This is a genomic window from Paraburkholderia sp. BR13439 (assembly GCF_040948805.1).
GTDB lineage: Bacteria > Pseudomonadota > Gammaproteobacteria > Burkholderiales > Burkholderiaceae > Paraburkholderia > Paraburkholderia youngii.
The window spans coordinates 13808-36498 of sequence record NZ_JBFPKN010000007.1 but is presented as its reverse complement, the minus strand read 5'-3'; the positions used below and the strand labels follow the sequence as shown (position 1 = coordinate 36498).

Below are 22691 nucleotides of genomic sequence, written 5' to 3'. Positions count from 1 at the left end.
CCGGCCGACAGGACTGCCGGCCGTTGGCAACGAAAGGCGGCGGCCGTGTCGCCACGGCGCCGCCTCGTGCGATCACGCTTCGGCCGAAGCGCGCAGACGATAGACGAGCTGGTTGTCCTTACCTTGAACCAGCGGCGTGATCGTGAAGTTGAACTCGATGTCCTTGTACGCATCGGCCTTTAGGCCCAGCGCCGCGCCACCGGTTTTCTCGACGACCGGTGGAATCAGCTCTTCGCGCGTTGCATACGCGAAGTCGTCCCAAATCAGCGGATCGCCTTCGATGTTGAACTGCGTGGTCAGCTTGCGATGACCGTCGCTGCTCACGAAAAAGTGCACGTGCGCCGGACGGTTGCCGTGACGGCCCAGCACGTTCAGCAGTTGCTGCGTCGCGCCGTGCGGCGGGCAGCCATAGCCCACCGGCATCAGCGTGCGGAACTCGTACTTGCCGTCGGCACCGGTCTTCACCGCGCCGCGCAGGTTGAACTCGGTCTGTGCGCCGGTCGGATCGAAGTGCGAATAGAAGCCCTTCGAGTTCGCGTGCCAGCACTCGACGAGCGCGCCGGCGACCGGCTTGCCGTCCAGATCCTTGACCGTGCCGCGGATCACGAGCGGGCCCGCGTCTTCGTCGGCGTTGATGTCGATCTTCGACACGCCGTCCCGCACCGGCGCGCCGGCCACATACAGCGGGCCTTCGATCGTGCGCGGCGTGCCGCCTTCGAGACCGATCTTCTTGTCCTCGGCGTCCATGCGGATGTCGAGGTACTTCTCGAGACCGAGGCCGGCTGCGAGCAGCGCCGCTTCGCCGTCCTGGCCGAGCTTGTTCAGATAGTTGACGCCGGCCCAGACTTCGTCGGGCGTGATGTCGAGGTCATCGATTGCCTTGAACAGGTCACCCAGCAGACGGAAAACGATCTGTTGGAAACGTGCATTGCCGTTACCGGCATCGACGTTGGAAGCGGCCTTCAGCAGATCCTGCACTTCTTTGGTTTCAAATACTTTGACGCTCACGATGACTGTCTCCAGTTGGTATAGGGGGAAAAGATGGCTTTGGATGCGCTCGCCTTCAAACAGCGCCTGGCCCCTGGGCTCAGATGTCGTCGTCCCGAATCGACGACGGGTGACGACACAGAGGCGTCACCGAAATCTTCATGTACGGGAACAGAGGCAAACCGGACAGAATGTCGTGAAGTTCGGCATTGCTCTCTACATCGAAGATGCTGTAATTCGCGTACTCGCCAACGAGGCGCCAGATATGACGCCACTTGCCGCTACGCTGGAGTTCCTGCGAGTAAGCCTTCTCGCGGGTCTTGATTTCGTTCGCCACTTCGGCCGGCATGTCGACCGGCAGGTTCACGTCCATTCGCACATGGAAAAGCATCGTTGACTCCTCTTGATCTGAATCGGTTTAGCGGGTGACCTTCATCAGCCCGTCTCGAGTGAATCGCTTGACCTTCGCCTCGTCGAGTTCGATGCCGAGACCCGGGCCATTCGGCACGGTCAGTTCGAAGTCGCTGTAATCAAGCGGCGTGGTCAGAATTTCTTCGGTGATCAGCAACGGCCCGAACAGTTCGGTGCCCCATTGCAGGTTCGCGAAGCTCGCGAACAGATGCGCCGACGCGACCGTGCTGAACGCGCCTTCGAGCATCGTGCCGCCATACAGTTCGATGCCGGCGGCATCGGCGATCGTGGCCACGCGCTGCGCGGCGAACAGGCCGCCGCTCTGTTCGATCTTGATCGCGAACACATCGGCGCCGCCGTTCTTCGCGATCTCGAACGCGCTATCCGGACCTTGCAGGACTTCGTCGGCCATCAGCGCGACCGGGAAGCGCCGCATCAGGCGCGCGAGCGCCGCGGCGGATGCAACCGGCTGCTCGACCAGATCGCAGCCCGCTTCGGCCAGCGCCGGAATCGCCCAGGCGGCCTGGGTCTCGCTCCACGCCATGTTCACGTCGACACGCACCGCGGCGCGCTCGCCGACCGCTTTCTTGATGTCGGCGACGTGTTTGATGTCGGTCTTAAGTTCCTTCGCGCCGATCTTCAGTTTGAAGACTTTGTGGCGGCGCACGTCGAGCATGTGCTCGGCTTCGGCGATGTCCTTCGCGGTATCGCCCGACGCGAGCGTCCACGCAACCGGCAGGCGCTCACGGCGACGTCCGCCGAGCAGCTCGCTCACCGGCACGCCGAGGCGCTTGCCTTGCGCGTCGAGCAGCGCGGTTTCGAGCGCGCTCTTCGAGAAATGATTGACCTTGACCAGCTTGCCGAGGTGCGCCATCAGCGCCTGGATCTGCGTTGCGTCCTTGCCGACCATCGCCGGGGCGAAGTAGGCGTCGATCGCCAGCTTCATCGCCTCGGGGCTTTCCGGGCCATAGGCCATGCCGGCGATCGTGGTGCCTTCGCCGATCCCGACGATGCCGTCGCTGCAGTACACCTTGACCAGCATCAGCGTCTGCCCGTACATCGTGGCGACCGACAGCTTGTGAGGGCGGATCGTCGGCAGATCGACGAGGCGGGTTTCGATACGTTCGATGGTCGCTTGGGACATGGCGGCTGCGGCGAGAAGTGAGTTCATTGGATGTTTTTATACCCCTCGCCCATTTGGCCCGTCCAATACTTTTCCCGTCCTCTTTCATACCTTCAAGGTATGGTGAGGCCTGCAACCCCGGCCTTTCTACGGATTTTGCATCGCACCATGCATGCTGCGCATTGAAAAAGAGGCCGTTTTCTCGCGGCGAACATGATTTACGTCAAGCTTCGATGCTCGCAGAGCATGTTGTGCGCGGTAGGTGTGACTGGCGATAAAGCCTCACGCCTCGGACAGCGCGGACCATCACGTAGTACCCGTCCGGATCGCTCAGCGCGAATTCCAGCCTGCCCGTGTGCGAATTGATGCGTGGCTCTTGTTCGAAACGATCGGCGAGCGCCCGGGCCCGCGCGACGCACGAATCGAAATCATCGACCCGGAAAAACAGCAGCAGACCGTTGCCGGGCAGACCATTGTCGCGGCTCGTCAACGTTGGGTGTGCGTGCGCGCCCCACTGATGCAGACACAGCAACACGGTGCCGTCCGTGTCGCGGATCTGTCCAAAGTCGTCGTGAGCGGGCGACACCGGCGGCTGACCGAACAGCTGCCGATACCAGCCGAAGCTGCGAGCCACGTCATCGACCCCGATGATCGTCCAGCTGCGCTTCATACAAGCCTCCATCCGGCGAACGATGCGAAACCTATAGCTCACCGCGCGCGGCCAGCGCGGCGATACGGTCGGCCGTGCGGCACGCGATCGCCTGGATCGTCAACGACGGATTCACGCCGCCGACGGTCGGAAACACCGAGCCGTCGCACACCCACAGGTTGCGGATGTCCCAGCTGCGGCAGTCCGCATCGACGACGCTCGTCGCCGGATCGTCGCCCATGCGGGCGGTGCCGTTCAGATGGCAGGTGTCGTCGGTCTCGCGCCAGATCTCGTTGCCCCCCGCGGCTGCGAGCGCCTGCTCCATGAAGTCTAGCGAATGCGCGATGAGCCGCTTGTCGTTGTCGCACCATGAATAGGTGACGCGCGCGATCGGCAGCCCGTACTGGTCCTTTTCGTCTGCAAGCGTCACGCGGTTGCGCTGCTGCGGCAGCATCTCGCCGACGATCTTCAGCCCCGCCTGGTGGTTGTACTTGAGCATCTCCGCGCCGAGCGCGTCACCCCACAAGCCACGGCCGTTCTGCACCGCGACCCAGCCGTTCGGCAGCGGCCCCTGGCTCATGTAGCAGTAGCCGCCGAAAAAGTCCTTGCCCTTGTCTTCGTAGTTCCAGTGCTCGGTGAGCGCGAGCGACGGCGGGCCCTTGTACCAGCGGATGTCTTCGTCGAAGGTGCCGTAGACGGCCTGGTTCGACTGCGCCATCAGGTTTTTGCCGACGAGTCCCGAGCTGTTCGCGAGTCCATCCGGAAAGCGGCTGTTGGCCGACATCAGCAACAGGCGCGGCGTTTCGATCGCGTAGCCGGCCACCACCACGTGCTTCGCGCGCTGGAATCGCCAATGCCCTTCGCGCAGATATTCAACGCCGGTGGCGAGCCCCGCGTCGTTGGTGACGACGCGGCCGACCATCGCCAGATCGCGCACTTCGGCGCCGGCACGCAGCGCACGCGGAATCCACGTGACGAGCGCGCTTTGCTTCGCGTTGGTCGCGCAGCCGGACACGCAAAAGCCGCGGTACACGCACGGATGCGCGCGGCCGCGCGGCGCGGAGATGGTTGCGAGCGGCGTCGGGCACCAGCCGATGCCGAGCGCCTCGGCGCCGCGCGCGAGCACCAGCGCCGCCGCGTTCAGCTCATGCGCGCGATACGGATAGCGCGGCCGCTTCGGGCCCCACGGATAGTTGACCGGTCCGGAGATTTTCAGCGCGTCCTCGACCTCGCTGTAGTAGCGCCACATCTCGCGCCAGTCGAGCGGCCAGTCGGCGCCATAGCCGAGTACGCTGCGCGACTTGAACCACTCGGGCCGAAAACGCAGCGACACCATCGCGAAATGGACCGTGCTGCCGCCGACCGCCTTGCCGCTGTTGTTGTGGCCGAGCTTCAGCGGATTGTCGCCGTCGCAGATGCGCTCGTCGGTCCAGAACAGCTTTTCCTGATGCGCCTCGTCCGACGCGAACTCTTCGAGCGGACGCCACCACGCGCCGGCATCGAACGCGACTACCCTGAAGCCTTTCTCCGCGAGCCGGCACGCGAGCGTGCCACCGCCGGCGCCGGTGCCGACGATCGCGAAATCGACCTCTTCGCCGTCGGAGTACGTGCGCATCGGCACCCAGCCGCCGCGCTGGAACACGTCGGGGGCGCGGCCGTCCTTGCCGCGCGGCCGCTGCTGCGCGTCATCGGACACGGCGGTTCTCCCTCGTGGCCTGCTCGTGCGTGTCGGGCGTCGCTTCGACCGCCTCCCACGGATCGCGCCGGTTCAGGTACATGCGCACGTAGCCGCGCGGATTCGCCGGGCCGCCGAAACCGATCTCGCTCCACGCATGCGGGTGCGAGTAGTAGAGCCCGCAGATGTCGTGCAGCACCCGCTCGCTGAAAAACAGCTTCGACGGCATGCCGCGCCACGCGGGGTTCGTCAGTTCGCCGCGCTGCATGTCGCCGAGCAGCGCGATCTGCGCGTCCTGCGCGAGGCTCGCGAACGGCAGGCCGCCGCGCTCGCGGGATTCGGCATCGAGCGCGGCGAGGCCGATGCGCCAGGCGTCGCGCATCGGCGGCAAACGGGCGTCGCGGTAGCCGTCGTTGCCGTTGCCGGCGAGGTGCGCGTCGAGCAGCGCGGCGAGCGGCACCACCGGATGCGCGTTCGCTTGCGGCACGATGCGCGCGCACAGCGACGTGACCGCGAGCCATTCGACGGCGCTGAAAAAGCGCGGCTCGAGCGGTGTCGCGAGGCGTTCGGCGATCACCGCGCGGGTGTGAGCGTCCCACGACGGCGTCGCGCGTTTGTCGAGCACGTCGTAGCCGGGATAGCGGGTGGCTCGGGTCGAGCGTGGTTGGTGGGTCATTTTTCAGTCTCCCGCAGACGCAGCGCGGCGAGCCCGGCGAGCGCCAGCGCGGAAAAGCTCGGCGGCGCGGGCAGCGGCGGCCCGTCGAACAGGTTCTGGCTCCAGTTGCGCCAGCCGCCCTGGCGACGCGCGATCCCGCGCGCGTGAAAACCCGCGCCGATAAAGCCGAGCGCGGTCGTGATGCGCAACCACAGCCGCGTGTACCAGCGCTCGCGCGGAGCGGCCAGCGCGGCATGCGCGAGCAGCGCCGCGGTGACGGGCGGAATGCTGACCGGCGCGTACATAGCGCGATGCTGGAACGCGCCGCGAAAATGCAGCAGTGCGGCCTCCCCCACGGTGCCGACGAGACCGGCCGCGACCAGCAGACCGAGCGCCTGACCGGCCGGCATGCCGAGCAGTCGCGGGTCGGCGGCGGGCTGGTCGCGCAGCCGTTCGGCGACGGCACCGAGCGCGCCCGACAGCAGCAACGCGATCGGCGCGCCGAGCGGTGCCGCGTGAAACAGGTTGTTCCAGCTCCAGCCGCCCGGGCGCTTCATCACGTTGTAGACATGGAACCCCGTGCCGGCGATGCCGGTCGCCGCCGCGCTCAGATAGATCGCATGGCGTGCGCGATGCGTTTGGCTGCGACGATCCGCGCCGCCATGCAGCCCCGCAACGAGCGACAGACTCGCACTGACGAGCGGCGCGAACATCGCGGGATTGTCGAACGAGCCGCGATAGTGCTCCATCGCGCTGTCGGCGAGCACCGACAGCGCGAGCAGCGCGGAGCTATGGTTGAAGGTGCGGGCCGCTTCGACGTGTGCCTGGACCTCGTCAGTGGGTTTTCTCGTGTGCACACGCGCCGGGAACGTCACGGAGGCTCGACGCTCGCGGTGTCGCAGGCCGCTCCCGCGAGGTTCGGGATGCGGCTCGGGTCCTCGCGCGCCGCGCGCGGCCAACGTCGCGACGGCAGCAATCGCCGCCGCCGTGTACAGCAATCCGGGTACGCTTGAGGAGCTCATCGATATCGCTTCCTTGTTCTGGCCTGCTTTATTTGATGAGGTAGCGCGCGGCGTCGCCATGCTTGAACTCGAGCCCGCAACCGGGCCGCGACAGGTCCGGCTCCATCTGGCCATCGCGCAAACGCGGCGCGCCGTCGAACAGCATCGCTTCGATCCGGGCGTGGTCGTGGAACCACTCCTGATGGCGCAAGCGCGGCGCCGCGCACGCGGCGTGTAGATGCAGCGCCGGCGCGCAGTGGGCGGACAGCGGCACGTGATACGCGTCGCACAGCGCGGCGGCCTGCAGAAAGCCGGTGATGCCCCCGCACCGGCTCGCGTCGGCCTGCAGCACGTCGACGGCACCGATCGCGAGCAGGTGGCGGAAATCGTCGAGCGTATAGCCGTATTCGCCGGCGGCGATCTCCATGCCGGCCGGCGCGTGCTCACGCACGTTGCGCAGGCCCGCTTCGTCGTCCGACGACACGGGCTCCTCGAACCAGCTCACCTGGTGCTCGGCGAAGCGTTGCGCGTAGTACAGTGCCCGCTGCGGCGTGAATGCGCCGTTCGCGTCGACGAACAGGCCCGCGCCGCCGATCGCCTCGCGCGCCGCCGCGACGCGCGGGGGGTCCTTGTCGGGCTCGCTGCCGATTTTCATCTTTACCCACCGGCAGCCGTCCTGCGCGACCCAGCCAGCGAACTGCTGCTGCAAGCGCTGGTTCGTGTACGTGGTGAAGCCGCCGCTGCCGTAGACCGGCACGGTCGGGCGCAGCGCGCCGAGTACCCCGACGAGCGGCACGCCGAGCAGCTTCGCCTTCAGGTCCCACAGTGCGCAGTCGATCGCGGAAATGGCGGTGGCGGCCAGTCCCGCGCGGCCGAGATTGCGCACCTGGCGTTGTAGCCGTTGCCAATGCGCGGCGACGTCCAGGCCGTCGTGATTCAGCACGCAGGCGGCGAGCGCGCCCTGGATCAGCGCGACGATGCAGGCGTCGCTGTACGTGTAGCCGATGCCGGTGTCGCCGCCCGCGTCGACCTCGACGACGACCAGCGTGGTCGCGTCCCACGCGAACGTGCCGTCGGCTTCCGGCGCGTCGGTCGGAATCCGGTACGCGCTCGCGCGCAGCGCGGTGATGGGCGCCTGCGACGAGCCCCCGCTCGTGACGCCGCGCCTCATGGCCGCGCTCCGTGCGCGTGCGCATGACGCCTTACAGTGATGCAATAGCCGACGGTCCTCGACATTGCAGTCTCCGGGTGGTAGTGAGACGAAGCTGCCTGCTGCGGCGCAAGTACCGTTCCGCACTATTGCAGTCCGTAAAGCGGGCCACGATGGCAACCACGCCCCGCTCTTCGTCAATCGGCCAAACCGCCTATGTCGTCTGGCGGAGGCGACTTGGGCCCGCGCGTGGCGTAAAATACGCGCTTTCCCGAAAAACTCGCCAACATGACGCTCGCCTCCACCCAAGAGATCATCGCCGAACTGAAAGCCGGCCGGATGGTGATCCTCGTCGACGAAGAAGACCGCGAAAACGAGGGCGACCTCGTGATCGCCGCCGAGTTTGTCACTCCGGAAGCGATCAATTTCATGGCTCGCTACGGCCGCGGCCTGATCTGCCTGACGCTGACCCAGGACCGCTGCAAACAGCTGAACCTGCCGCTGATGACCTACCGCAACGGCACGCAGTACGGCACCGCGTTCACCGTCAGCATCGAAGCGGCCGAAGGCGTGACGACCGGCATCTCGGCAGCCGACCGCGCCCGCACGATCGCAGCCGCGGTCGCGCCGGACGCAAAGGCCGAACACATCGTGCAGCCCGGCCATATCTTCCCGATCATGGCCCAGCCGGGCGGCGTGCTGGTGCGCGCCGGCCATACCGAGGCCGGCTGCGACTTCACGAGACTCGCGGGCCTCACGCCCGCCGCGGTGATCTGCGAAGTGATCAAGGACGACGGCACGATGGCGCGTCTGCCGGACCTGCTCGAGTTCGGCAAGGAGCATGGCCTGAAGACCGGCACGATCGCCGATCTGATCCACTATCGCAGCCGCACCGAATCGATCGTCGAGCGGATTAGCGAACGCACGATGCAAACCGCCCACGGCGCGTTTCGCGCGGTCATGTATCTCGACCAGCCGAGCGGCCAGCCGCATATCGCGCTGGTGCGCGGCACGCCATCTCCCGATCGCGACACGCCGGTGCGCGTGCACGAGCCGCTGTCGGTGCTGGATCTGCTCGAAGTCGGCGAATCCACGCACTCGTGGACGCTGGATGCGGCGATGAAAGAAATCGCGGAACGCGATATCGGCGTGGTCGTGCTGCTGAACTGCGGCGACTCGAAAGACCATCTGATCGACGTCTTCAAGGCGTTCGACTCGAAGGAAAAAGCGGACGCGCTGAAGCGCCGCCCGGTCGACTTCAAGACCTACGGCGTCGGCGCACAGATTCTGCGCGAACTCGGCGTCGGCAAGATGCAGGTGCTGTCGAACCCTCGTAAGCTCGGCAGCATGTCGGGTTATGGTCTCGAAGTCACGGGCTTCATTCCGATGCCCGGCAGCAAAACGCAAGCCCCGCAAGTCTGATCCGGCCACTCACGCGCCTCGCGCCCACTCAAACACTACGGAATTCACATGGAAATCGGACAATATCAACCGAATCTCGACGGCGACGGACTGCGCATCGGCATCGTCCAGGCGCGCTTTAACGAACCCGTCTGCAACGGCCTCGCCGACTCCTGCATCGAAGAACTCGAACGCCTCGGCGTGACCGGCGAAGACGTGCTGCTCGTCACGGTGCCGGGCGCGCTGGAAATCCCGCTTGCGCTGCAAAAGCTCGCTGAAAGCGCGCAATTCGACGCGCTGATCGCGCTCGGCGCGGTGATCCGCGGTGAGACGTACCACTTCGAACTCGTGTCGAACGAAAGCGGCGCGGGCATCACGCGCATCGGCCTCGACTTCGGCATTCCGGTCGCGAACGCGGTGCTGACCACCGAAAACGACGAGCAGGCCGTCGCGCGCATGACCGAGAAGGGTCGCGACGCCGCGCGCGTGGCTGTCGAGATGGCGAACCTCGCGGTTGCGCTCGAACAGCTCGGCGGCGATGACGACGAAGATGAAGACGAAGACGATGAGGAAGAGGCATGAAGAGCGCACGCCGACGCTCCCGCGAACTGGCCACGCAGGGGCTTTACCAGTGGCTGCTGTCGGGCTCGCCCGGCGGTGAGATCGACGCGCAACTGCGCGGCGCGCAAGGTTACGACAAGGCCGACCACGAGCATCTGGACGCAATCCTGCATGGCGTGATGCGCGATTCCGAGGAATTGTCCGCCGCGATCGCGCCATGCCTCGATCGTCCGATCGATCAGCTGTCGCCGGTCGAACGCGCGGTGCTGCTGGTCGCCGCGTTCGAACTGAAGAATCACGTCGACATTCCGTATCGCGTGGTCATCAACGAAGCGGTCGAGCTGACCAAGACGTTCGGCGGCTCGGATGGCTACAAGTACGTGAACGGCGTGCTCGACAAGCTCTCGGCGCAACTGCGCGCCGCCGAAACGCAGGCGGCTCGTAAGAGCTGAGCGCTGTGCGGGCGGGGCCATGCCGTGCATCGGCCCCGCCACGCCGCATTGCACAGGGCGAAGCACCTCGAGCGCCCGCAAGGACGCCGCCGTGCGCATCGATGAGCGCATCATTCGATGAGTGGGCGCCGTTCCCTGCTTCTGAATTGGATCCGACCGTATGAACTCCGTGACCGAACCTCTCGTGCGGCTTGCCGCGCGCGTCGATGCCATCCAGCCTTTCTACGTGATGGAACTGGCCAAAGAGGCCGCGCTGCTCGAACGAGCCGGGCGCGACATCATTCACATGGGCATCGGCGAGCCGGATTTCACCGCGCCCGAACCGGTCATCGAGGCGGCCGCGAGCGCGCTGCGCCGCGGCGTCACGCAATACACGAACGCGCTCGGCGTGCACGAGCTGCGCGATGCGATTTCCGCGCATTACGCCGAGTTCTACGGCATCGAGGTCGATCCGGCGCGGATCGTGGTCACGGCGGGCGCGTCGGCAGCGCTGCTGCTCGCGTGCGCGGCGCTCGTCGATCGCGACGACGAAGTGCTGATGCCCGACCCGTGCTATCCGTGCAACCGCCATTTCGTGATCGCTGCCGAAGGCAGGCCTGTAATGGTGCCGAGCGGGCCGGCTGAGCGCTTCCAGCTGACCGCCGCCGACGTCGAACGCCTGTGGGGCGAGCGCACCCGCGGCGTGCTGCTCGCGTCGCCGTCGAATCCGACCGGCACGTCGATCGAGCCGGCCGAACTCGAGCGGATCGTCAAGGCCGTGCGCGCGCGCGGCGGCTTCACGATCGTCGACGAGATCTACCAGGGCCTCAGCTACGACGCGAAGCCCGTGTCGGCGCTGTCGTTCGGCGACGACGTGGTCACCGTCAACAGCTTCTCGAAGTACTTCAACATGACCGGCTGGCGACTCGGCTGGCTCGTCGTGCCGCCCGCGATGGTCAGCGCGTTCGAAAAGCTCGCGCAAAACCTGTTCATCTGCGCGTCGGCGCTCGCGCAGCACGCGGCGCTCGCCTGCTTCGAGCCGGAGACGATCGCGATCTACGAAGCGCGGCGCCTCGAATTCAAGCGACGCCGCGACTTCATCGCGCCGGCGCTCGAATCGCTCGGCTTCTCGGTGCCCGTAATGCCCGACGGCGCGTTTTACGTGTACGCCGACTGCCGCGGTGTCGCGCATCCCGCGGCCGGCGACAGCGCGGCGCTCACGAAGGCGATGCTGCACGATGCCGGCGTCGTGCTGGTGCCGGGCATGGACTTCGGCACGCACGCGCCGAGGGACTACATCCGGCTGTCGTATGCGACCGCGTATCCGAAGCTCGAAGAGGCTGTCGAGCGGCTGGCGAAGCTGTTCGGGCGGCATTGATGTTGAGGCACTGAGCCGGCGGCTATCGGCCTGCCAGACGCAAAAAAGGACACCCTCGGGTGTCCTTTTTTCATGCGGCTAGCAAATGTCTAACTCAAGCCCCCAGCTCCGACGCCGACGCCACATGGCGCGTTGCCGAATTGGCGCTGGCGTCGTCCTGCTGATCGGCCGGCTGCGAGTGCGCCGCCGAAGTCGCCGAGCTCAGCGCGTGGCCGCCCTGCAATGTCACCTGGACGCGCTTGCCGTTGCCGCCGCTCGTCGAGGCGGCTGGCGCCGGCGTCGTCGACGCGCTCAGCACCGGAGCCTGCGGCGCATTGACCGGCACCTTGCGGCCGCGCGCGACATCGCGCAGCCGACCGCGCTCGGCCATCACCTTCGCGCCGTAGCCACCGTCGTCCGGCGTGCTCGAGCCGACGTACAGACGCAGGCCGCCCGGCAGCGAGCCGCCGCGCGCGATGCAATCCTTCAGCACGAGCGCGCCGACCTTGATGTTCGCGAGCGGTTCGAGCGCAGCGCTCTGGCCGCCGAAATACTGAAATTTGTCCGAATGCACCTTCGACATCACCTGCATCAGGCCCTGTGCGCCGACGCCGCTCTCGGCGTAGGGATTGAAGCCCGATTCGATCGCCATCACTGAGAGCAGCAGCAGCGGATCGAGGCCGACTTCGCGGCCGGTGTCGAACGCGGCCTTCACGAGTTCGCTGACGGGCTCCTGAGCGACGCGATAGCGCCGCGCAAGGTACGACGCGACCAGGTCCTGCTCGTGGCTCGACACGAGCACGCGGTCATCGCGCGCATCGGCGGACACGCGTTGCTGCGGAATCAGACGCGCGAGCGCGCTGACGCCCTGCATCGTGCGCGGATCGAGCCCGTTGAGCGCGACGGTGCTGGTGCCCGGCGTGGCAGCGTTGTCGAAGGCGCCGTCGAAGCTGGTGGTCGCCGAGGTCAGGGTCATGCTGCCGTCGCTCGACCCATCGGCGGGGCTCGGCGTGTTCGGCGCGCTTGGTGAATTGGCCGACAGCGATTCGTCGGAGGATGCACCGGCATTTCTGGTCGGTCCGATGGCCGGCAGCGGGTTGCCTTGCAGCAGGCGGGCCGGACCCGCTTGCACGGCGGCGGAAATGACCGGCATCAGACGCGCAGCCAGCGCGCCGCGCCAGGTCGGCATCAGCCACAGTGCGAGAGCCAGCACCACGGCGATCCCGCCGACAATGCTGAACAGGTGATGACTCAGTCGCGTCCCGCGGCGCAGCGCACCGCGCACAACCTGCGCAATACGCTCATCAGGACGCCACGATAACCAGGCGTTCATTCAGATCTCCCATCTTGCATGATCCGCGAACTCCGCCGGGTCAAATCAGGCGGTACAGCGCGCTCGCAGAGTCAAGACATCGCGTGCTCTCTGGTTGGGCAGCAGCGACGTCGGGAAAACGGCAACAAATACCGTTTCGGGGAGCCATCTCAAAAACAGCCCACATAACTCAATGTGTACGGGCTTGGCTCCCACGCGAAAAACCAGCGTTGGTGGACGCTGGTGAGGGACTTCAATAATGCCGTTCTACCCTGCAGGGAAGTAAAACGGTGACGCGTTGCGTCTGAGGACCGGGGGCGACGGTAAAAAGGTTAACGCCCTGCAACCAATGTCGACGGATTCTATGCACGGTTTTATAGATCGTCAACACTATAAAATGCAATATCTATAACTATTTGTAATTATAAACAGTGTTCAGTCCGCCGGAAGCCCTGTTCTATGTGCGTTTTAGGCGATCCGACCCTGGCTGTTCGGGATAGATCATTTGGTTGATCTACGTGCGCTAGCTAACGCAGGTAAAATCGACAATCGTTTTTGCGCCGGGCAGATACCACCGTCGGTCCTGCTGCGCCCTCAGTCCTATTGCGCCGTGCATGCGGCCCTGAACCGTCACAGATGAAATACAAAGACTTGCGCGATTTCATCGGCCGCCTCGAGGCGATCGGTGAATTGCGCCGAATTTCGCAAAACGTGTCGCCGAATCTCGAAATGACCGAACTGTGCGACCGCGTGTTGCGCGCGGGCGGTCCGGCTCTGCTGTTCGAGAACACCGAGCGCCATGCGTTCCCGGTGCTCGGCAATCTGTTCGGCACGCCGCGCCGCGTCGCGCTCGGCATGGGCATCGACGCCGAAGCGGGCGCGGGCGACCAGGCGGCGCTCGAATCGCTGCGCGACGTCGGCCGGCTACTCTCCGCGCTGAAGGAACCGGAACCGCCCAAAGGTTTCAAGGACGCCGGCAAGCTGCTGTCGCTAGCGAAGGCCGTGTGGGACATGGCGCCGAAGACGGTCAGCGCGCCGCCCTGCCAGGAAATCGTCTGGGAAGGCCACGACGTCGACCTCGGCAAATTGCCCATCCAGACGTGCTGGCCCGGTGACGCCGGGCCGCTGATCACCTGGGGTCTGACCGTCACGAAAGGGCCGAACAAGAGCCGACAAAACCTGGGTATCTATCGACAGCAACTGATTGGCCGCAACAAACTGATCATGCGCTGGCTCGCGCATCGCGGCGGCGCGCTCGATTTCCGCGAGTTCGCGCTGAAAAATCCAGGCAAGCCGTATCCGGTGGCCGTCGTGCTCGGCGCGGACCCGGCGACGACCCTCGGCGCGGTCACGCCGGTGCCCGACACGCTGTCCGAATACCAGTTCGCCGGCCTGCTGCGCGGCGGGCGCACTGAGCTCGCGAAATGCATCACGCCGGGCGTCGACGGTCTGCAAGTGCCCGCGCGCGCCGAGATCGTGCTCGAAGGCTTCATCTATCCGCAGGAAGGCGCGCCCTCGTCCGCTCCGGCCGGCGCGCCGCCGCGTCCGTCGAAGGGTGCGTCGGCCATGTACGAACACGCGCTCGAAGGCCCGTATGGCGATCACACCGGCTACTACAACGAACAGGAGTGGTTCCCGGTCTTCACGGTCGAGCGGATCACAATGCGCCGCGACGCGATCTATCACTCCACCTACACCGGCAAACCGCCCGACGAGCCCGCGGTCCTCGGCGTCGCGCTGAACGAAGTGTTCGTGCCGCTGCTGCAGAAGCAGTTCACCGAGATCACCGACTTTTATTTGCCGCCCGAAGGCTGCAGCTACCGCATGGCGATCGTGCAGATGAAGAAGAGCTACCCCGGTCATGCGAAGCGCGTGATGTTCGGGGTGTGGAGCTTCCTGCGGCAGTTCATGTATACGAAGTTCATCGTCGTCGTCGATGAGGACGTCAATATCCGCGACTGGAACGAAGTGATCTGGGCGATCACCACGCGAGTGGACCCGACGCGCGACACGGTGCTCGTCGACCGCACGCCGATCGACTATCTCGATTTCGCGTCGCCGGTAGCCGGCCTCGGCTCGAAGATGGGGCTCGACGCGACCAACAAGTGGCCGGGCGAAACCGACCGCGAATGGGGCCGCCCGATCGTGATGGACGAGGCGGTCAAGCAGCGTATCGACAGCTTGTGGAACGAGTTGGGCCTCGGTCTGTAAACGCGCGCCGAACAACACAACTAATAACGGATGGAGCGCTCGCGCGGATGCACGCTTTTTCAATGATGTCGGACGGCTTTTTTCTGTCCTTGTCGCTATGCCTCGATATCGGTCTCGTCAACGTCGCGATCATTTCGCTGACGCTGTCGCACGGCTTCCGGCCGGGCTTCTGGCTCGGCCTCGGCTCGTGCGTCGGCGATCTCATTTACGCGGCGCTCGCGCTCGCGGGCATGGCTGCGCTGCTGCAGTTCGAATCGGTGCGTTGGGTCGTGTGGATCGGCGGCGCGGCGATCCTGCTGTTTCTCACCTGGAAGATGGCGCGTGAAGCGATGTTCCCGGCCACGGCACCCGCTGTTGCCGGCGAAGGCGACGCTACTGCGCATCAGTCGCCATGGGGCGGCTTCCTGCGCGGCGTGCTGCTGGCGGTGTCGTCGCCTTCGGCGATCCTGTGGTTCGCGGCGGTCGGCGGCGCGCTGATCGCGAAAGCCGGCGCAACGAGCCCGACGACCGCGCTGATCTTCCTCGGCGGCTTCTTTCTCGGCGGCCTGTGCTGGACGCTTTTTATCTGCGGGCTCGGCAGCCACGGACGCAAGCGCGCGGGCGCCGGTCTGCTGCGGGCGTGTCACGTTCTGTCGGCGCTGTTGTTCGCCTATTTCTCGTACAGCGTGATCGTCAACGGGTATCGAGACCTGATCGTACAAAGCACTGCACAAGTAGCAAGCTGAAGCGGTTCACGCATAAGAAGGCGGCTCGCATCGGCGAGCCGTTTCTTCATGCGGCTCGACGTGAGTCGCTCATGCGAGGTACTGCGCGAGCTTCGGCAAATCGACGTTGCCGCCGCTCACCACCACGCCGACGCGCTTGCCCTTCACCGGCACGATGCCATTCAGCACCGCCGCCGCCGCGAGGCAACCGGTCGGTTCGACGACGATCTTCATGCGCTGCGCGAAAAAGCGCATCGTCTCGATCAGTTGCGCATCGCTTACCGTTTCGATTCGCGCGACCAGCCGACGGATGACCGCGAACGTGTAATGGCCCAGATGCGTCGAGGCCGCGCCATCGGCGATCGTGCGCGGGGTATCGATATGCACGATCTCGCCGCGCGCGAGCGACTGCTGGCCGTCGTTGCCCGCTTCGGGCTCGATGCCGATCACCGTGCAAGCAGGGCTCAGCGCGGCCGCCGACAACGCGCTGCCGCTGATCAACCCACCGCCTCCAAGGCACACGAACAACAAGTCGAGCGGGCCGGTTTCGTCGATCAGTTCTTTGACCGCGGTACCCTGCCCGGCAATCACGTGCGGATGATCGTACGGCGGAATCAGCGTCATGCCACGCTCCTCGGCCAGGCGCCGGCCGATCTCCTCGCGATTTTCCTTGTAGCGATCGTACGTGATCACTTCGCCGCCGTAGCCTTTGGTCGCGGCGACCTTGGCCTCGGGCGCGTCGTGCGGCATCACGATCGTCGCGTGAATGCCGGCGAGGCGCGCCGACAACGCGATGGCCTGCGCGTGATTGCCCGACGAATAGGTCAGCACTCCGGCCTTGCGCTGCTCCGCGTCGAAATGCGAAATCGCGTTGTACGCGCCGCGGAACTTGAACGCGCCCATGCGCTGGAAGTTTTCGCACTTGAAGAACACCGACGCGCCGGTGCGCTCGTCGAACGTGCTCGACGTCAGAACGGGGGTGCGGTGCGCGACGCCTTCGAGACGCGTGGCGGCGTCGAGGACGTCATCGAAGGTGGGAGCGGGAAGCGCTTGCATCGGCGAAACTCTCCTGGAGCGGTGGCGAAGCAGCCATTCTCCCAGCTTCATCCATGCTTTGGAACGGTGCTCGCGCGAGCGCGCGACACCAGCGAGGAAACATGGCGGAAAGCAAAACCAGCGATACAAATAGAAGCGGCGTAACCCGGCACAAGCCGGTGTTACGCCGTCGAGGTTCCCGCGCGCGTCACGCGCGCCCGCGCTTCTTAACGACGATAGTACGGGTGCCCGTACCCGCCGCGATAGTAGCCACGGTAGCCGTGGTAGTAGCCACGATAATAAGGATGGCCATAGCCGTAATAGCCTCCGACCACCACTGGAGCCGGGGCGACGACAACCGGCGGCGCATACACCGGCGGAGGCGGCGGCGCGTAATAGACAGGCGGCGGCGCCGCGTACACCGGATAGGCCGGCGCGATCGGCACCCCAAGGCCGATACCAACGGAAACACCTGCCTCAGCAGCCCCGGCAAGTCCCAAGCCGAATGCGGCTGCAACGACGAATGGAACGATCTTTTTCACTTCTATTCTCCTAGCGCGGCCTGCCAAGGTCGCCGACTGCGCATGCCTCGCATGCTGTGGAATCAATGTATCTAAAAAGCCCCGGCCGAACTGTTCGCATTTGTTGCAAATTGCAAGGGCTAGCCGAAGCGTTTTGCCGGGCGCCGCACGTGCGCGCCCACGCGCCGCCGCGGCGACAGCCAAAGGAGCCCTGAATCAAGGGGTTGCACGCGAGCGACGGGCCGCGGGTCATAGGTCTGATCGAACGCGAGGGGCTATAGTTCGCGCATCGGTAAACTTTAATTACAAATTCGCTTCAATCCTGACAGCCGGAAGGAATTTCCCAATAAAAAATGCCCGGCTCAATGGCTCGAGCCGGGCACTTTCTCACCTGCGAAGACCGCGCGACTAGCCGACCTTCACGTACACGAATTCGCGGGACACATTGGGCGGCACGTACGCGCCGCTGATCCGCACGCGCGGCGTCAGGCGCTTCTTCTGATCCCACCAGCGACGGCGCTGGGCGTGCGTCAGGAACCGCAAGTGTTTTCGGTAAGAAAAAATACTCATCACTACCCTCCCGATTTTCTGACTACGAACGAAGTACGAAAATACGACCGTCAAAACCGGCTCATCGACCACTGTTCCTGTCACTACGATTGTGAGCAGTTTTCACACCCGTGGGCGTCGCGCCGCCCGATGACCAACCGGTGGCGCCATATCGCCCGCAAACTCATCCGACGACAGCTGTCGAGCCGCGCAAGGGGCAGGATCGCGCCCGCGTTTTGCGGATGCGAGATACTGCTGCTTTCCCATTCACACGATCCGTCTGGAGCAGGTGACCATGTCCCAGTCTTCCTTGCCGCGCGTCGGCTTCATCGGTGCGGGGCGGCTTGCGCGCTGTCTCGCGCTCGCGTTCGCGCGCGCCGGCTACCCGGTCACCGCGGTGGCGAGCCGCTCGGCCGATTCCGCGCGCCGGCTCGCCGCCCAGATCGCACACTGCATGGCCTCTGACGACCCGCAACAAGTCGTCGACGCTGCCGATATCGTTTTTTTAGCCGTTCCCGACGACAGCATCGGTACGACAGCGCACACACTCCGCTTTGCCGGCGATGCGGCAAGCCACCGCGGCAAGGCCCTCGTGCACTGCAGTGGCGCGTCGCCGGTCGAATTGCTGGCGCCGGCGCGCGATCAGGGTGCGGCGATCGGCGGCTTTCATCCGCTGTATCTATTTAGCGGCGAGCTCGCGGATCTCGAGCGGATCGACGGCTGTTCAGTGACGATCGAAGCCGACGGCGAACTGAAGGAGACACTGACCGCGCTCGCGCTCGCGCTGCGCTGCCATCCGCTGTCGATTCCGCCGGGCGGCCGCATGCTGTATCACGCCGCCGCGCACTACGCGGCGAGCTTTGCGCTTTGCAGCCTCGCCGAATGCGTCGCGTTGTGGCGCACGCTCGGCTTCGCCGAGGATGACGCGCTGCGCGCGCTTCTGCCGATGCTCGCCGGCACGATCGAAACGGCGCGCGACAAGGGCCTGCCGAACGCGCTCGCGGGGCCGGTATCGCGCGGCGACGCGGGTGTCGTCGAGAAGCAGCTGGCGCTGCTCGAAAGCTTCGACGGCGACCATGCCGCGCTCTACGGTCTGCTGACGCGCCGCGCGGTCAACCTCGCCCGACGGCGTGCCGCGCCGCCCGCGACGATTGAAGCGATCTCCGAAGCTGTGGAAGAATCGCTGGGCCGCTCGCTGAATCAGGCGGCAGCAGGTGCAAGCGTCAAGTAAGCCGTGATAATGTGACGTCCGGCGCGCCGGGCGAAGCAGATGCGAACCACGCGACGACCCGCGCCGCGCCTCGGGATCAACAGACGAGAACGCACAATGATCAAGGTCAGCATCCTCTACCCGTACCGGGAAAATGGCCGCTTCGACATGGACTACTACTGCGCGACCCATATGCCGCTCGCGGCGAAGCTGTTCGGGCCGGCGCTGAAAGGCTGGTCGGTCGACGCGGGCCTGAACGCCGGGCCGCCCGGCACGCCGCCTCCTTACGTGGCCGGGGGCCACTTCCTGTTCGACAGCGCGGACGATTTCTATGAAGTGTTCAAGCCCGCGTCCGAGCAACTATTGGCGGATATCCCGAACTACACGGACGGCGGCAATGGCACGATCCTGATCAGCGAGGTCCGGATTTCCGTGTGATGCCGGACAGACAACCACCGGCAGGCGGTGCGCAATGGCGTCGAACCTCCGGTTGGCTAACCAGGTAAATCCAGAAAACCGCCGGCGCGCACCGATCTTGCGACGCCGGCAGCCCACGGCCCGCCGGTGGCCGTTATCAGAAGCATAAGGACCCGAGATGTTTGGCGATATCGCCCGTTTTCTGCTCAATACCATTTTCACGCTGTTCGGCGCCGCGCTGCTGTTACGCGCGTGGCTGCAGGTCGTGCGCCTGCCGCCGTACAACCCGGTCTCGAACGCCGTGCTGCAGGCGACCAACTGGATCGTGCTGCCGCTGCGGCACATTCTGCCGAGCACGCGCAGGATCGACTGGGCGAGCGTGGCCGCGACGCTGATCGCCGCGATTATCTACGTCGTCCTGATGATCGTGATGACCGGCGCCGATCCGCTGACGCTCGTGCCGACGCTGCTGATCGTCGCGGTGCTGACCGCGATCAAGTGGGCGCTCAATCTGGTCATCTGGATGACGATCCTGATGGCGCTGCTGTCATGGCTCAATCCGCGCTCGCCGGCGATGCCGATTCTGTATCAGCTGACGGCGCCGTTTCTGAATCCGCTGCGCCGCGTGCTGCCGAAATTCGGCGGTATCGATCTGTCGCCGATCCTGCTGTTCGTGATCGTGCAGGTGCTGCAGATGGTCGTCACGCGCGCGGCGGTTCAGCTGACTTATTTTGTGATCTGAGCTGATCGCGCTCGAGACGCCGCCGCTTGCGACTGCATGCGGCGGCGTTTTCGTGTCTGCTGATCGTCGTGGCGGCTTCGACCGCCTCAGGCGGTCAATTTCCGGATCGCCAGGCTCGGTCGCGAGCTGCGGATCAGAACGTCCTCCAGTCACTCTCAGCAGCCGCGGTCGCCGCCACGCGCGCCGGCGATTGAGTCGGCGCCGGCTTCGACACGGCCGCCCCAAAAGCGCGGCTCCCCGCCGTAGCGGTCGTACATTTCGGTTTGCATCGTCGCGACTTCGCGCACCTTCAGCACACCGACCGTGCCGACGATGGCCGTCACGAACGCGCACAGCATCAACGAGCCGACAAGCTTGTGGCTCAGTTTCAGATCGGAAAACCACTGCATCTTGGGAAAGTCTCTTGAACAGGATGGGGAGCGCCGGGGGCGTGCCGGCTTGCGGGTGCGCAAGCGCACGATGTCGGGCAGCATTCGGGTTAACGGCAGGCGCAGACGCCATCTAAAGACGCGCGCTGTTCTGACCGTCAACGCGAACAGGCGCGGTGGCTGTTCGTGCGCGCGAACCATACCCCTGCCCAAACCGCCCAAAAGCCTGTAAAATTTCGAGTTCTGCGGGCGTCGTATAATGGTAATACCCTAGCTTCCCAAGCTAGAGCCGTGGGTTCGATTCCCATCGCCCGCTCCACTTTCCTGCTGACTATTCAGCGGAAGCTAGCAAGAGCCGCCTCCCTGAAGGCGGCTTTTTTGTAGTGGCAACGGCCCGGCACAGCGCGCAAGCCGCGCAGCCCTCACCCTTGCAGCAGCATCGACGATGATCCACGATCCAAACGACTCCGGTCTCCCGGACGACTCCCCGACTCCCACGAGCGCAGCAGACCGGTCCGCCGGCGACGAAACGCACAACGTCGACGGCACGCCCGGTGCGACGCCGGCAGACACGCTTCATCACCGCCGCATCCGCAGCTTCGTCACGCGCGCGGGTCGCGTGTCGACCGGCCAGCGCCGCGCGCTCGATGAGTTCGGCCCGCGCTTCGTCGTGCCCTACGCGCCGCAGCAGCCCGACTGGACCGGCGTGTTCGGCCGCGAAGCGCCGCGCGTGCTGGAGATCGGCTTCGGCATGGGCGCCACCACCGCGGAGATCGCGGCGCAGCGTCCCGGCGACGACTTCCTCGGCGTCGAAGTCCACGAGCCCGGCGTCGGCGCGCTGCTGAAGCTGATCGGCGAGCAGTCGCTGACGAACATCCGCATCATCCAGCACGACGCGGTCGAAGTGCTCGAGCACATGATCGCGCCCGACAGCCTGGACGGCGTGCACATCTTCTTCCCCGATCCGTGGCACAAGGCGCGCCACCACAAACGCCGGCTGATCCAGCCGAAGTTCGTCGCGCTGCTCGTGTCGCGTCTGAAGCGGGGTGGGTATCTGCATTGCGCGACCGACTGGCAGAACTACGCCGAACAGATGCTCGAAGTGCTCGGCGCCGATCCGCTACTCGAAAACACCGCCGACACCTACGCACCGCGGCCCGACTATCGTCCGGTGACGAAGTTCGAGCGGCGCGGCCTGCGGCTCGGCCACGGCGTGTGGGACCTGGTATTCCGCAAGCGCGCCGCCGCATAACGCGACGAAACGGCAAGCCAATGAAAAAAGGTCCGCATTCGCGGACCTTTTTTCATCGCACGGCCAGCCTCAATCGGCCCAGCTCAACCCGCCGCTATAACCGATCAGCAGGATCAGCAGACCGAAGCCGATCCGATACCACGCGAACACCGTGAAGTCGTGCGACGCGACGTAGAGCAGCAGCCAGCGGATGCAAATGAAAGCACTGACGAACGCAGCCGCGAAGCCGAGCGCGAAGCTGCCGAGCGCGTCGGTGGTAAGCAGATTCCAGTCCTTGTACAGCTCGTAGGCGGTCGCGCCGAAGATGATCGGGATCGCGAGAAAGAAGGAAAACTCGGTCGCGGCGCGGCGCTCGATGCCGAACAGCATGCCGCCGATGATCGTCGAGCCCGAGCGCGAGGTCCCCGGAATCAGCGCGAAGCACTGCGCGAGGCCGACTTTCAGTGCATCGAGCGGGCTCAGATCGTCGATGCTGCGCACTCGCACCGCCGCGTCGCCGCGCGCACGTTGACGCGCCTCCGCCCACAGGATCACGACGCCGCCCGCAACCAGCGCGAACGCCACCGGCACCGGCGCGAACAGCGCCTCCTTGATCGACTTTTCGAACAGCAGGCCCAGCACGACCGCCGGAATCGTCGCGATGATGACGTTCAGCGCGAAGCGGCGCGCTTCGGGCCGGTTCGGCAGACCCACGATCACGTTGCCGATGCGACGGCGAAACTCCCAGCACACCGCGAGAATCGCGCCGAGTTGGATCACGACATCGAAGGTCTTCGCGTGCTCGTCGGAGAAATCGATAAGACTGCCGACGACGATCAGATGCCCGGTGCTCGACACCGGCAGGAACTCCGTCAAACCCTCGATCACGCCGAGAATCAGCGCTTTGCAAGCCAGTAGCCAGTCCATCCGTGCCCCTTATCGTAGTTGGTTGTCGCAACGAAATGGGCCGGCACGGTCATGACTGGCACG

Annotated in this window: 24 protein-coding genes and 1 tRNA gene; 11 read left to right on the top strand and 14 right to left on the bottom strand. The window is 65.3% G+C overall.

Annotation, left to right across the window (positions count from 1 at the left end):
• Positions 1 to 72: 72 nt before the first annotated feature.
• The 8 genes from catA to AB3X96_RS15760 all read right to left on the bottom strand — a co-directional run bounded on the left by catA (position 73) and on the right by AB3X96_RS15760 (position 7672).
• Complete coding sequence (catA, locus tag AB3X96_RS15795; RefSeq protein ID WP_176105309.1) at positions 73 to 1008, bottom strand: catechol 1,2-dioxygenase; 936 nt, start codon at positions 1006 to 1008, stop codon at positions 73 to 75.
• Between the two features lie 79 nt (positions 1009 to 1087).
• A complete protein-coding gene (catC, locus tag AB3X96_RS15790; RefSeq protein WP_013090220.1) occupies positions 1088 to 1378 on the bottom strand; it encodes a muconolactone Delta-isomerase in 291 nt (96 codons plus the stop codon).
• A 27-nt stretch (positions 1379 to 1405) separates the two neighbouring features.
• Positions 1406 to 2542: a muconate/chloromuconate family cycloisomerase gene (locus AB3X96_RS15785; protein WP_368590435.1), complete on the bottom strand. Its 1137-nt coding sequence runs from the start codon at positions 2540 to 2542 to the stop codon at positions 1406 to 1408.
• Positions 2543 to 2744: 202 nt separating this feature from the next.
• Positions 2745 to 3191, bottom strand: coding sequence for a VOC family protein (locus AB3X96_RS15780; RefSeq protein ID WP_368590434.1), 447 nt, complete (start codon positions 3189 to 3191; stop codon positions 2745 to 2747).
• A gap of 31 nt (positions 3192 to 3222) precedes the next feature.
• A complete protein-coding gene (locus AB3X96_RS15775) occupies positions 3223 to 4866 on the bottom strand; it encodes a GMC family oxidoreductase (RefSeq protein ID WP_368590433.1) in 1644 nt (547 codons plus the stop codon).
• On the bottom strand, positions 4856 to 5521 hold the full coding sequence (locus tag AB3X96_RS15770) for a gluconate 2-dehydrogenase subunit 3 family protein (RefSeq protein WP_368590432.1): 666 nt from the start codon (positions 5519 to 5521) through the stop codon (positions 4856 to 4858). Before AB3X96_RS15770 ends, AB3X96_RS15775 begins: the two co-directional genes overlap by 11 nt.
• Positions 5518 to 6522: a hypothetical protein gene (locus AB3X96_RS15765; protein WP_368590431.1), complete on the bottom strand. Its 1005-nt coding sequence runs from the start codon at positions 6520 to 6522 to the stop codon at positions 5518 to 5520. The genes AB3X96_RS15770 and AB3X96_RS15765 overlap by 4 nt, the downstream gene beginning before the upstream one ends.
• A 28-nt stretch (positions 6523 to 6550) precedes the next feature.
• A complete protein-coding gene (locus AB3X96_RS15760) occupies positions 6551 to 7672 on the bottom strand; it encodes an enolase C-terminal domain-like protein (protein WP_368590430.1) in 1122 nt (373 codons plus the stop codon).
• 267 nt (positions 7673 to 7939) lie between these two features.
• Between AB3X96_RS15760 and ribBA the strand changes: the two genes are divergently transcribed.
• The 4 genes from ribBA (at position 7940) to AB3X96_RS15740 (ending at position 11422) form a co-directional block, all read left to right on the top strand.
• Positions 7940 to 9073: a bifunctional 3,4-dihydroxy-2-butanone-4-phosphate synthase/GTP cyclohydrolase II gene (gene ribBA / locus AB3X96_RS15755; protein WP_368590429.1), complete on the top strand. Its 1134-nt coding sequence runs from the start codon at positions 7940 to 7942 to the stop codon at positions 9071 to 9073.
• Positions 9074 to 9121: 48 nt separating this feature from the next.
• Positions 9122 to 9634 (top strand): 6,7-dimethyl-8-ribityllumazine synthase, encoded by a 513-nt coding sequence (ribH, locus tag AB3X96_RS15750; RefSeq protein WP_013090228.1) that lies wholly within the window; start codon positions 9122 to 9124, stop codon positions 9632 to 9634.
• On the top strand, positions 9631 to 10065 hold the full coding sequence (nusB, locus tag AB3X96_RS15745) for a transcription antitermination factor NusB (RefSeq protein ID WP_176105300.1): 435 nt from the start codon (positions 9631 to 9633) through the stop codon (positions 10063 to 10065). The genes ribH and nusB overlap by 4 nt, the downstream gene beginning before the upstream one ends.
• Before the next feature lie 160 nt (positions 10066 to 10225).
• Entirely contained in the window at positions 10226 to 11422 is a 1197-nt protein-coding gene (locus AB3X96_RS15740; protein WP_368590428.1) for a pyridoxal phosphate-dependent aminotransferase, read from the top strand.
• Between the two features lie 94 nt (positions 11423 to 11516).
• On the opposite strand, the gene AB3X96_RS15735 is transcribed toward AB3X96_RS15740, so the two are convergent.
• Positions 11517 to 12734, bottom strand: a complete 1218-nt coding sequence (locus AB3X96_RS15735; protein ID WP_368590427.1) for a transglycosylase SLT domain-containing protein — start codon at positions 12732 to 12734, stop codon at positions 11517 to 11519.
• Between the two features lie 615 nt (positions 12735 to 13349).
• On the opposite strand from AB3X96_RS15735, the gene AB3X96_RS15730 reads away from it, so the two are divergent.
• Complete coding sequence (locus AB3X96_RS15730) at positions 13350 to 14924, top strand: UbiD family decarboxylase (RefSeq protein WP_368590426.1); 1575 nt, start codon at positions 13350 to 13352, stop codon at positions 14922 to 14924.
• 47 nt (positions 14925 to 14971) lie between these two features.
• Entirely contained in the window at positions 14972 to 15649 is a 678-nt protein-coding gene (locus AB3X96_RS15725) for a LysE family translocator (RefSeq protein ID WP_368590425.1), read from the top strand.
• A gap of 69 nt (positions 15650 to 15718) precedes the next feature.
• Here the strand turns inward: AB3X96_RS15725 and AB3X96_RS15720 are convergent, their stop codons facing one another.
• The 3 genes from AB3X96_RS15720 to AB3X96_RS15710 form a co-directional block, all read right to left on the bottom strand.
• A complete protein-coding gene (locus AB3X96_RS15720) occupies positions 15719 to 16684 on the bottom strand; it encodes a threo-3-hydroxy-L-aspartate ammonia-lyase (RefSeq protein WP_368590424.1) in 966 nt (321 codons plus the stop codon).
• A 206-nt stretch (positions 16685 to 16890) separates the two neighbouring features.
• The gene (locus AB3X96_RS15715) at positions 16891 to 17205 is read right to left on the bottom strand and encodes a hypothetical protein (protein ID WP_368590423.1); all 315 of its coding nucleotides are present in this window, start codon (positions 17203 to 17205) and stop codon (positions 16891 to 16893) included.
• Between the two features lie 387 nt (positions 17206 to 17592).
• Positions 17593 to 17754, bottom strand: coding sequence for a hypothetical protein (locus tag AB3X96_RS15710; RefSeq protein WP_013090236.1), 162 nt, complete (start codon positions 17752 to 17754; stop codon positions 17593 to 17595).
• 274 nt (positions 17755 to 18028) lie between these two features.
• Between AB3X96_RS15710 and AB3X96_RS15705 the strand changes: the two genes are divergently transcribed.
• The 3 genes from AB3X96_RS15705 to AB3X96_RS15695 all read left to right on the top strand — a co-directional run bounded on the left by AB3X96_RS15705 (position 18029) and on the right by AB3X96_RS15695 (position 20102).
• A complete protein-coding gene (locus AB3X96_RS15705; protein WP_368590422.1) occupies positions 18029 to 18964 on the top strand; it encodes a Rossmann-like and DUF2520 domain-containing protein in 936 nt (311 codons plus the stop codon).
• Positions 18965 to 19060: 96 nt separating this feature from the next.
• Entirely contained in the window at positions 19061 to 19381 is a 321-nt protein-coding gene (locus AB3X96_RS15700; RefSeq protein WP_368590421.1) for an EthD family reductase, read from the top strand.
• A gap of 157 nt (positions 19382 to 19538) precedes the next feature.
• Positions 19539 to 20102: a YggT family protein gene (locus AB3X96_RS15695; RefSeq protein ID WP_176105291.1), complete on the top strand. Its 564-nt coding sequence runs from the start codon at positions 19539 to 19541 to the stop codon at positions 20100 to 20102.
• Positions 20103 to 20257: 155 nt separating this feature from the next.
• Here AB3X96_RS15695 and AB3X96_RS15690 read toward each other — a convergent pair whose 3' ends face one another.
• Complete coding sequence (locus AB3X96_RS15690) at positions 20258 to 20575, bottom strand: hypothetical protein (protein WP_368590420.1); 318 nt, start codon at positions 20573 to 20575, stop codon at positions 20258 to 20260.
• A gap of 140 nt (positions 20576 to 20715) precedes the next feature.
• Between AB3X96_RS15690 and AB3X96_RS15685 the strand changes: the two genes are divergently transcribed.
• Together AB3X96_RS15685 and trmB are read left to right on the top strand one after the other, a co-directional pair.
• Positions 20716 to 20789 (top strand) — tRNA-Gly (locus tag AB3X96_RS15685).
• Between the two features lie 126 nt (positions 20790 to 20915).
• Positions 20916 to 21722, top strand: a complete 807-nt coding sequence (trmB, locus tag AB3X96_RS15680; RefSeq protein ID WP_368590419.1) for a tRNA (guanosine(46)-N7)-methyltransferase TrmB — start codon at positions 20916 to 20918, stop codon at positions 21720 to 21722.
• Between the two features lie 69 nt (positions 21723 to 21791).
• On the opposite strand, the gene AB3X96_RS15675 is transcribed toward trmB, so the two are convergent.
• Positions 21792 to 22628, bottom strand: a complete 837-nt coding sequence (locus tag AB3X96_RS15675; protein WP_368590418.1) for an undecaprenyl-diphosphate phosphatase — start codon at positions 22626 to 22628, stop codon at positions 21792 to 21794.
• Positions 22629 to 22691: the final 63 nt, after the last annotated feature.

Coding starts and splice junctions, on each gene's coding strand:
- catC (WP_013090220.1), bottom strand. CDS start 1,378: ATGCTTTTCCATGTGCGAATGGACGTGAACCTGCCGGTCGACATGCCG.
- AB3X96_RS15785 (WP_368590435.1), bottom strand. CDS start 2,542: ATGTCCCAAGCGACCATCGAACGTATCGAAACCCGCCTCGTCGATCTG.
- AB3X96_RS15780 (WP_368590434.1), bottom strand. CDS start 3,191: ATGAAGCGCAGCTGGACGATCATCGGGGTCGATGACGTGGCTCGCAGC.
- AB3X96_RS15770 (WP_368590432.1), bottom strand. CDS start 5,521: ATGACCCACCAACCACGCTCGACCCGAGCCACCCGCTATCCCGGCTAC.
- AB3X96_RS15765 (WP_368590431.1), bottom strand. CDS start 6,522: ATGAGCTCCTCAAGCGTACCCGGATTGCTGTACACGGCGGCGGCGATT.
- AB3X96_RS15760 (WP_368590430.1), bottom strand. CDS start 7,672: ATGAGGCGCGGCGTCACGAGCGGGGGCTCGTCGCAGGCGCCCATCACC.
- ribBA (WP_368590429.1), top strand. CDS start 7,940: ATGACGCTCGCCTCCACCCAAGAGATCATCGCCGAACTGAAAGCCGGC.
- ribH (WP_013090228.1), top strand. CDS start 9,122: ATGGAAATCGGACAATATCAACCGAATCTCGACGGCGACGGACTGCGC.
- nusB (WP_176105300.1), top strand. CDS start 9,631: ATGAAGAGCGCACGCCGACGCTCCCGCGAACTGGCCACGCAGGGGCTT.
- AB3X96_RS15740 (WP_368590428.1), top strand. CDS start 10,226: ATGAACTCCGTGACCGAACCTCTCGTGCGGCTTGCCGCGCGCGTCGAT.
- AB3X96_RS15735 (WP_368590427.1), bottom strand. CDS start 12,734: ATGAACGCCTGGTTATCGTGGCGTCCTGATGAGCGTATTGCGCAGGTT.
- AB3X96_RS15730 (WP_368590426.1), top strand. CDS start 13,350: ATGAAATACAAAGACTTGCGCGATTTCATCGGCCGCCTCGAGGCGATC.
- AB3X96_RS15725 (WP_368590425.1), top strand. CDS start 14,972: ATGCACGCTTTTTCAATGATGTCGGACGGCTTTTTTCTGTCCTTGTCG.
- AB3X96_RS15720 (WP_368590424.1), bottom strand. CDS start 16,684: ATGCAAGCGCTTCCCGCTCCCACCTTCGATGACGTCCTCGACGCCGCC.
- AB3X96_RS15710 (WP_013090236.1), bottom strand. CDS start 17,754: ATGAGTATTTTTTCTTACCGAAAACACTTGCGGTTCCTGACGCACGCC.
- AB3X96_RS15705 (WP_368590422.1), top strand. CDS start 18,029: ATGTCCCAGTCTTCCTTGCCGCGCGTCGGCTTCATCGGTGCGGGGCGG.
- AB3X96_RS15700 (WP_368590421.1), top strand. CDS start 19,061: ATGATCAAGGTCAGCATCCTCTACCCGTACCGGGAAAATGGCCGCTTC.
- AB3X96_RS15695 (WP_176105291.1), top strand. CDS start 19,539: ATGTTTGGCGATATCGCCCGTTTTCTGCTCAATACCATTTTCACGCTG.
- AB3X96_RS15690 (WP_368590420.1), bottom strand. CDS start 20,575: ATGCTGCCCGACATCGTGCGCTTGCGCACCCGCAAGCCGGCACGCCCC.
- trmB (WP_368590419.1), top strand. CDS start 20,916: ATGATCCACGATCCAAACGACTCCGGTCTCCCGGACGACTCCCCGACT.
- AB3X96_RS15675 (WP_368590418.1), bottom strand. CDS start 22,628: ATGGACTGGCTACTGGCTTGCAAAGCGCTGATTCTCGGCGTGATCGAG.